General features: G+C 56.1%; 7 protein-coding genes. All 7 read right to left on the reverse strand.

All coding sequences use genetic code 11. The features are described 5' to 3' along the window. Window positions 1-2: 2 nt before the first annotated feature. Complete coding sequence (locus AAA138_RS06820) at window positions 3-1802, reverse strand: histidine kinase N-terminal 7TM domain-containing protein (RefSeq protein ID WP_349090117.1); 1800 nt, start codon at window positions 1800-1802, stop codon at window positions 3-5. Between the two features lie 226 nt (window positions 1803-2028). After that, window positions 2029-3459, reverse strand: a complete 1431-nt coding sequence (locus AAA138_RS06825) for a 6-phospho-beta-glucosidase (protein ID WP_349087545.1) — start codon at window positions 3457-3459, stop codon at window positions 2029-2031. Between the two features lie 346 nt (window positions 3460-3805). Then, the gene (locus AAA138_RS06830; RefSeq protein ID WP_349090118.1) at window positions 3806-4450 is read right to left on the reverse strand and encodes a DUF4867 family protein; all 645 of its coding nucleotides are present in this window, start codon (window positions 4448-4450) and stop codon (window positions 3806-3808) included. A 177-nt stretch (window positions 4451-4627) separates the two neighbouring features. Further along, entirely contained in the window at window positions 4628-5608 is a 981-nt protein-coding gene (locus AAA138_RS06835; RefSeq protein ID WP_349090119.1) for an alpha/beta hydrolase, read from the reverse strand. 106 nt (window positions 5609-5714) lie between these two features. Then, the gene (locus AAA138_RS06840; protein ID WP_349090120.1) at window positions 5715-7085 is read right to left on the reverse strand and encodes a PTS transporter subunit EIIC; all 1371 of its coding nucleotides are present in this window, start codon (window positions 7083-7085) and stop codon (window positions 5715-5717) included. 68 nt (window positions 7086-7153) lie between these two features. Beyond that, the gene (locus tag AAA138_RS06845) at window positions 7154-7993 is read right to left on the reverse strand and encodes a PRD domain-containing protein (protein WP_349090122.1); all 840 of its coding nucleotides are present in this window, start codon (window positions 7991-7993) and stop codon (window positions 7154-7156) included. 200 nt (window positions 7994-8193) lie between these two features. Next, the gene (locus tag AAA138_RS06850; protein WP_035136600.1) at window positions 8194-8682 is read right to left on the reverse strand and encodes an S-ribosylhomocysteine lyase; all 489 of its coding nucleotides are present in this window, start codon (window positions 8680-8682) and stop codon (window positions 8194-8196) included. Window positions 8683-8936: the final 254 nt, after the last annotated feature.

An 8936-nucleotide genomic window follows, 5' to 3' on the forward strand; every position in this document is an offset into this window, starting at 1 on the left:
CGTCACTCACCCGCCCTCGGCATCAAGACGATCATGCGCAGCTGGCCGGGCTCGCCCTCAAGGCGGTATGCCACGTTGCGCCCTTGCAGAGCGCTTTCGAGCTCTTGCGCAGCGGGCGTCTGCGAAAGATCTTCATCATCGTTAGAAAAAAGCGTGGCGCGCAGCTCGACACTGCATCGGTCATGGTCGCCCAAGTGATACATAAGCGCCGGATGGTCGGTGGTGTAGGCAAAAAACGCAAAGTCATACACGCAGTCGTACAGGGCGCTTACCGTACTGGCGTGCATCGGGCGCCGTATGGCGATAATCGAGGCGCAATCGATATCGATGGTGCGCAGGTCGCTTGCGAGCTCGTTGGCAATGAGCTGAATGCGGTCGCGATCAAAACCGCTCTCCCCGTGCTGTGCCAACGTGAGCGACCCCTTGCGCTTGCAATAGGCAACGAGCATCTTGGCGCGCTGCAGCATGCGGTAGCGCTCGTGCGAAGACGCTTCGTCGGTCAACGGCGGCAGCGAGCTCAGCAGGTCGTACATCCCTTCGAGCGCGCGGGCAAGCGCTTGGTCCACATCTTGGACCAGCAAGGTCTCGGCCTCTTGATCCGCCAAATGCGTCTTAAGGTCGTAGTCGGCGGCGAGCAGCTCGTTTTGACGCTGCAGCTCCATGCGACGATGTGCCAGCTCACGGTTAAGCTCGTTGAGCTCCGACACGTCTTGGGCAAGCAGGGCCGATCCGCCCAGCAGTGGAAAAGCACGGTACATCACATCGGGATCGGACGCCACGGCAAAGGCATGGGCGCGGCCGTGCGCCTGGGTCCGCAACTCCTCGCGCACGCCTACCGGCATTGGCTTTGACACTGGCGTGGCATAGACTTCCTGCAGGTCGCGCGTTAGAACTTTGAGGTCAAGCGGCAAGGTGTCGAAAATGCCGGCGATGTCGTGATATGACGGAATGACACCGCAATCGAGACAGATTTCCATCGCCACCACGCACAGAACGCAATAGACGAGCGAAAAGTTGAGCCTCCATGCCCAGGGCACGCGCAACGCATACGAGACGGCAAAGAATGCGCCACCCAGCAGTACGAGCGCCGCCGTGCCCGAGAAACGCTGGATGCGAAAGGACGAGGACCGACCAACCAGGATAAAAAAGGCCACGAAGTCGAAGACCGTCCACACGAGAACGACAAAATAACCCCAGCCGTACGTGTAATCGTTACTCCAGGTGTCGCTTGTACGGTCAAAGCGGAAGACCTGCTGATGAAAATCGTTGGTGAGCACAAATCCGATAAGCAGGATGGCCGCAATCCACAGCGCAGCGCAGTAGCGGCGACCCAGGCGGTGTTGCTCCAGGCCCGCAAGGCGCAGGCCGCAGAGCTGGCAGAGCAGCGGAATGAGCGTCATGGGCACGTAGTACAGGTACCACAGCACGGTGGCATAGAACGGCGTGAACGACTTGTACTTGAGAATGACTTCGATCATCCACAGGGCGCAGATGGTGGCGATGGCCACAAGGCGGCGACGCAACACATAGTCCAAACAGCGCAGATAGACCGATACGCCCCAGATCGAAAATACAATTGCGGCGACAAGCAGCGGGAGAGAGCTCGAATGGGCGAGCGCATCCACGACCTCTTCGGACACCTTGCTATAGGCGGGCACGGCGTTAGAAAGTTTGGGGTCGAAGGCGAACAGCGCCGGCAAGACCGCCAAAAGCATGAGGAACAGCGCGGTGATGGCGCCGGCGATAGCAAAGACGCGATGACGGTACACCTGATGTGTTATGCCAACAAGGAATCGCGGCATGGCGAAGAGCCTGCCACCCCTGGGATCCGCAACCGGCGCGGTCCGGGCGGCCGCGTGGCCGATATGTCGCTCGCGGGTACTCATAGTCCCTTTAGTGTACCGACAGATGGATCGAAAAAGCGGGCCGCATGTCCCAAAATCCGCAGACGGCAAGGCGCCCGGCGAACATCAACTGCTCGCCGGACGCCTTGGTTAGGAGACTCTGAGGTCGAGTATCTCAGCTTCCTTAGGACAGGTCCTCACCATTAGAAGCAATAACCTTCTTGTACCAGTCGAAGCTCTTCTTCTTGGAACGCTTGAGGGTGCCGTTGCCCGCATCATCGCGGTCGACATAGATAAAGCCGTAGCGCTTGGACATCTCGCCTGTGCCGGCAGACACCAGGTCGATCGGGCCCCAGGTGGTGTAGCCCAGCAAGTCAACGCCGTCCTCGGTCACCGCATCGCGCATCGCGGCGATATGCTGGCGCAGATAGTCGATACGGTAGTCGTCGTTGATGGAGCCATCCTCCTCGACAACATCCTTGGCGCCCAGGCCGTTCTCGACCACAAACAGCGGCTTCTGATAACGGTCGTACAGGTCGTTGAGGGTGATGCGGAAGCCCAGCGGATCGATGGCCCAGCCCCACTGGCTCTCCTGCAGGTAGGGGTTCTTGGCGCCGGCGAAGGCGTTGCCCTGGGTGCGCTCGACATCGGGGTTGTCGGCACCGGCGGAGCAACGGGTGCTGTAATAGCTAAAGCTGATGAAGTCGACGGTGTTGGCGGCCAGGATCTCGCGGTCCTCGTCCGTCATGCCCACATCGATGCCCAGGCGCTCGAGCTTCTTGACGGCATAGGCCGGGTAGTAGCCGCGGCTCTGGACGTCGACGAAGAAGTAGTTGTCCTGGTTGTCGAGCTGCGCCTGGCGCACATCGCCCGGACGGCAGCTGTAGGGGTAGTAGCTACCCGCGGCGAGCATGCAGCCAATCTTGACCTCAGGATCGATCTCGTGAGCGATCTTGGTTGCCCAAGCGCTGGCGACGAGCTCGTTGTGGGCGGCCAGGTACTCGACGGCCTCCTTGTTCTCGCCCTCCTCAAAGACCAGACCGGCACCCATAAACGGCAGGTGCAGGATCATATTGATCTCGTTAAAGGTAAGCCAGTACTTCACCAGACCCTTGTAGCGGGTGAAGATCGTGGTCGCGAGGTTCTTGTAGAAGTCGATGAGCTTGCGGTTGCGCCAGCCGCCGTACTCCTTGATGAGGTGAATCGGGCAGTCGAAGTGCGTGATGGTCACGAGTGGCTCGATGCCGTGCGCCTGACACTCGCGGAATACGTCCTCGTAGAAGGCCAGGCCAGCCTCGTTGGGCTCGGTCTCGTCACCGTTGGGGAAGATGCGGGTCCACGCCAGGCTCATGCGGAAGGTCTTAAAGCCCATCTCGGCAAAGAGGGCGATGTCCTCCTTGTAATGGTGATAGAAATCGATGCCGGTCTGCGCGGGATAGTAATAGCCGTCCTCGAAGTCGAGCATCTTGCGCTGGCCGGAGACCACCGCATAGCGCTCGGGGCCGTGCGGAGCCACGTCCACGTTGGCCAGGCCGCGGCCGTCCACGTTGTAGGCGCCCTCGCACTGGTTGGCAGCCGTCGCGCCGCCCCACAGGAAGTCATTACGGAAAGCCATGCATCAATCCTTTCGCACGCTGTTTGTCGTGTTTTTAGTATCCCCGCAAATGGGGCCTCGCTCAACGACAGCGACGCAGGCCGACACTTCTTTTCGCACACGGCGGCCCGGCAGCCGCCCCCGCCTGACACTTTTTGATACCGCCGCCCTACACCACCACAATGGGGACAGGCACCTTTGTGGTGGCTTGGGCCCGTTTTGTCTCGATCTGTAACAGTTAAGCCGTCAAAACCGGGCCTGGTGTTACAGATCGAGATTGTTCGGTCTTCCCCCTGCAGTTTGTCTCGATCCGTAACAGGCTGAGACGATTTAGCCCGCTAGATGTTACAGATTGAGACGGAAGATTCTAGTCGCAGGCGATGTCGAGGTTCTTGCCGATGAGGCCTACGTAGCCGCCTTCGGCTGCCTTGGGGCTGTCAGCATGGCAGAGGACCCACTTGTCGGCCTTCCAGTAGCAGTAGCTGTCGCCGGCCGCAGGCATGTCGGCCGCGACCTCGGGGCGCGGGCCGTTGGTGCCGGCGGGCAGCGCCACCATCACCTGGAAGCCACCGTCGTCGACCATGCACGGCGTGTAGTGGAGCGTGGTGTTGAAGACTTCGACGACCGTACCCGCCGGCACGCGAAACGCCTTGACGCACGCGGTGTCGAGCTTGCCGTCCTCGATCTCCCAGCGATGCGCCACGAGCAGGATAAAGTCGCGAGCGCCCAGGTTGAATTCGCTCGCGCGGTGATACTCCAGGCAGTTGAGTCGTGTATTGTGGCCGTTGCACCAGCCGAGCTGGAAGGGACGGCCACCAAACATGAGAAAGCCAAGCTTGTCGGCATCCTTGACGTCCTCAAGCTCCGGCGCACTTGCAACGTACTTGCTGCCCTCGGGAATGGGCGTGGCAGAGAGCGCCTCGAGCACGGGCGACGTAAGCTCGGACGGAACGTTATCCCAAACGTTGCCATAGGACTTGAACTCGGGATCGTTGACAGAGTAGATATGCATGTTCACTCCTGTTCGTTTATGTGACAGTACGAACATTCTAGAATAATCGCGTACTATTTTGAGCATTCAGTACGAAAAAGCACCCCCGCAAAAAGCGAAGGCGCTTCTGTTGCAATCAATACCGCAAGCAATGAGCGAAGAAGTTGCTCACCAAAAAGGCGACGCGCAGTTTCTTCATTAGCCGAGATAGCCTTTAAGAAACTCAATAGCGCCCAAGCACCAATGGTCGACTTCTGGCGCATGGGGCTTCATCAACGCGTGTCCTCCTTCAGGATACATGACCCCCTCATGGTGCACCCCAGCTGCGTCCAAAGCATCAACCATCTTTTTATAATTGTCTGGCGATACGATGTCATCATCGGCGCATTGCCAAAGATATGTCGGCGGATACTGCTCCCACACATGCTGATTAATGCAGAAATCTTCGAGCGCGTCGCGCCCAGCCTCGCCACATACCGAATCAATAAATCTATTGTCTGATGTGTTCTCAAGGCCATGGAGATCAATCGGCGCATAACACAGGGCCAAGGCTTTGGGTGCCTCACATCCGTAGGACGCAAACCCCTTGTTGTCCGTCCCCCACTCGGCAGCCAAATGCGCACCAGCAGAAAAGCCGATAACTGCATAGCTTTTAGCAACATTAAATACCGTTGAATTCTCGAGGACAAAACGGACAGCTCGATTTAGATCGTCGATTGGACGCGGCATCAAAGGCTCGATCCTCACCCTGTATGACAGAACGAACACGTTATAGCCCGCATCGTTGAGCTCGGGGGCAACAGGAAAGCCTTCCATCTGGTGGCAAACGCTCTGATAACCTCCGCCTGAAAGCGCAATGATAAAAGGAGCCCCCGGTCTCCCAGGAAAGAAGAACAATTTCACGTTGCGTCGAGTCGGGTCACGGATGCAGTCGGCCTCATCCCAAATATCGTAGGCAACCCGCCCCCCGGCATCCACAAGTTCGACAATCCGATTCAATCCGCGTAAAACACGAGCAGCTGCATATGGATTAGTATCAGAATTCATATGAGACACAATGGGTTTATCCCACATGCGCTCCCAAGTTGAAGGCCGGCAAAGCATAAGGTGCTCGCCAAAGCCAGCGAACTCAGGAAGGAGCGCAATTTCGCCAAACGTCATATCGGCAGCAATTGTCATAGCTAGTCACTCCAAAAAATGAGGGTGGGCTCGCGTGAATCAACGACAAGCCCACCATATGCAATCTGCCGCGGGGTTTTCGGCAGCTTACATTCCGAATAATTGTCTACTCCACTGTTGCCTCTTCATCAGAGCGATACATGATGTAAACGAGAACGAAGTTAATAATTAAACCGACGACATTGCAAAGAATTGCGCCGATGAGGCTGCCCATATCACCAGAAGGATCCATATAACCGGGGAAGCTAAAAATGCCGCTCGACGTCATAACGAACGTACGGGTGTTGAAAATCGCTGGGATAACAGCACTGATTGCTCCGGCGATCATGGAAGCGATAACGATCTTCTTGTGCTCCAAGATGATGCCGTACAGTGCCGGTTCCGTAATCCCGAAAAAGCCCGTAACGGCACAGCTGAACCCAAGACTCTTTTCACTCGGATCCTTCGAGCGGAGAGCGAACGCCAAACAAGCACCGACGACACCCATGCTGCAGCAGAGAAGTCCAAGGATAGGATCGGAGCCGACGGTCATAATATTGTTGATGGAAAGCACGATCAGGGCCCAATGGAGTCCAAGGGGAATCATAACAAGACCGAATATCGGCCCGAGAATAACGCCGCAAAGGATGGGGCTGAACTGATAGACCGCCAGCACTGCAGCCGCAAGCAAAGAGCTCGCCTGCTGAATAACGGGGCCGATCACAAGGAGCGAGACAGGGGAGGCAATAGCAACCGTCAGGAACGGGACGAGCGCAAATGCCACAACATCGGGAAGAACCGCCCGCAGCCCCTTATTAAGAACGGACGCGAACCAAGCCGCCACGATAGCAGGAAACACCGTGGAGGAATAGTTCACCATCGTGAACTTCATGCCGAGCAAATCCAGCGCATCGCCCGCCCCGGCCGCAGCAACGAAAGTCGGATAAATCAGGATTGCGCCGAGTACCGCACCGATATATCGATCGGTTCCAAAGAACTGAGCAGCAGATGATCCGACAAGAACGGGCAGGAAATACATGCAGGCATTTCCCATGCCGTACAGCAGAGTGTAAATTCCGCTCTCGGCGGAAACAACACCCACCGTCGTCAGAATACTAAGGACGGCGTTTATCATTCCGCATGCGATCAAGGCAGGAAGAACGGGCATCATGATACCGCTGATGAGCTTCATTAGCTTTCCCAGAAAGCCCTTAGTCTCTCCTTCGCTAGCCTCGGAATCTCCGGCATCAATCCCAGCTTCCTTGGCAACGATTTCATAGACCTTATCGACCTTAGGTCCCACAATCACCTGATATTGCCCCGCGGAATGGCGAATGTCGATCACGCCATCAATCGCCTTGACTTTTGCATCGTCTACGATGCTTTCGTCCTTAAGGTTAAACCTTAAACGAGTCATGCAGTGAGCTACAAATGTAACGTTTTCTGCGCCGCCCACCATCTCGAGAATCTCGGCAGCGAGCTTGGTTGTATCTGCCATAAATACCATTTCTCCCATGTTGAGTTTTATATGTAACCATCAGCAAAGCGCGCGCCTTTGCCAACTAATTACCTTGTTTTCGATGCAATTCGATTGATGTGCATCATGAGGTAGAGTCTTTCCTCGTCTATAAGCTCCTGCCCCGTCAGTCGACTGAGAACAGAAGCAATATCATCGGCGCACATCGATGCCACCGGATATTCTTTTTTGAGCGAGAGATACATCTTGCGGTTGTCGCTCACGATGTTTTCGCCAGAGTTCAACCTATTGAATAGGTACTGAAGATGGGTTGCAAACCTTGCGTAATCGAAACCTTCCCGATCAACTTGAATGCCAAGTCGATTTTCAACAGCAACGGTTGACTCCTCCAGAACACGATCGTAGATATCCGCGCTAAACTCTTTAGCTACTTCGCATGAATCCGAATCGGCCATGTTATTGATAAACGCCATGGCAATTCCAACTGCCTCATGAGCTGGAAGCCTAACGTTAAGACGTTTCCTGATTATCCTAAGTGCATACTCGCCGATTTTAAATTCGACGGGATATTGTTGGCGGACGTCAAACGATAAAGGCATGCGGACAACGATATTTTGCTCTTTGCGCTTAACCGCATACGCGATATGGTCCGCAAGGATAAACGGTAAATTAGGGCTCACGTCATAAGGCAGCAAACCTGTCGACGTATCAATAACATCCGAGGTAAGCTCGAGAAGCTCGTCGGGGACCTCGTCAACGAGAGCGATGTAGCGAGAGCTAACGTTATAAAACGTTCGTTGAATCTCCGAAAGAGGGACCTCGTCCCCGACATTCTTAAACCCCAGACCACGGCCGAATGCAACCAGCTGTCTGCCATTTCCATCGACGCAGAGGACAGCGCTGGTATTAATTCGTTTAACAATTTCCATGTGTCCCCCCCTAAACAGAACAAGGCTCCCGAAGCAGAATCCGACAATGAATGTCGACAGATGCTGCTTCAGGAGCCTTGCCTGAATATCACTCTGGAGATTAGTTTAAGCGATCCACCGCTAATGACCTCGAATAAACACTTCTAAACAGTTAAACGGTCGATATCTCCGTGTGAGCGGTTTGGAGGTAGAGGGCGGCCTTACGCCCGCTGATAATGCAGGTGCTTCTCATCGATATCGGCCAGGTCACGGTCGAGATAGCGGCGTGCGAGCCAGTTTGCCATGGGGAGGTTTTGGTCCAGGTAGTTGCCGCACTCCTCGGGAGCGGCACCGGGGACATCGCCCTCAAAGCCGGCGACAAACTCGAACAGCTCACGCACGAGCGGCAGAATCTCCTCGCTCGTCACCTCGCCAAACACGACGAGGTAAAAGCCCGTGCGGCAGCCCATGGGCCCAAAGTAGACAATACGGCTCGACCACTCGGCATGATTGCGAAGGAACGTCGCGCCCAGGTGCTCAATGGTGTGGCACTCGGCGGTGTTCATGACCGGCTCCTTGTTGGGCGTGGTCAGGCGCAGGTCAAACGTGGTGACGGCAGCACCGGTTGCCGGATCGCGGTCGATGCGGCTCACATACACGCCGGGCTCAAGCAGCAGATGGTCAACGGAAAAGCTCGCAATGCGCTCCATAGCAGATCCTCTCGGTAGTCAATTTGGGACAGGGCTCTTTTAGCTGGTTCGAATGGTCGCACCAATCATACCAGTCAAAAAAGCCCCGTCCCAAATTGACTACCTGGGACGAGGACCAATGATTTTTTAAGGCTCTGTTAGACCAGGATTGACATGCCGGCCTGCCGGCTATCTCGCCGTCTCCCCGTCGGGCGCCGGCGTCCTGACCCTCATCTCGAACGGCATCCCGCCCTCTCGGACGAGCGCCCTGAGGA

Source organism: Collinsella sp. CLA-JM-H32B, from assembly GCF_040098065.1.
In the GTDB taxonomy this organism is placed as follows: Bacteria; Actinomycetota; Coriobacteriia; order Coriobacteriales; family Coriobacteriaceae; genus Collinsella.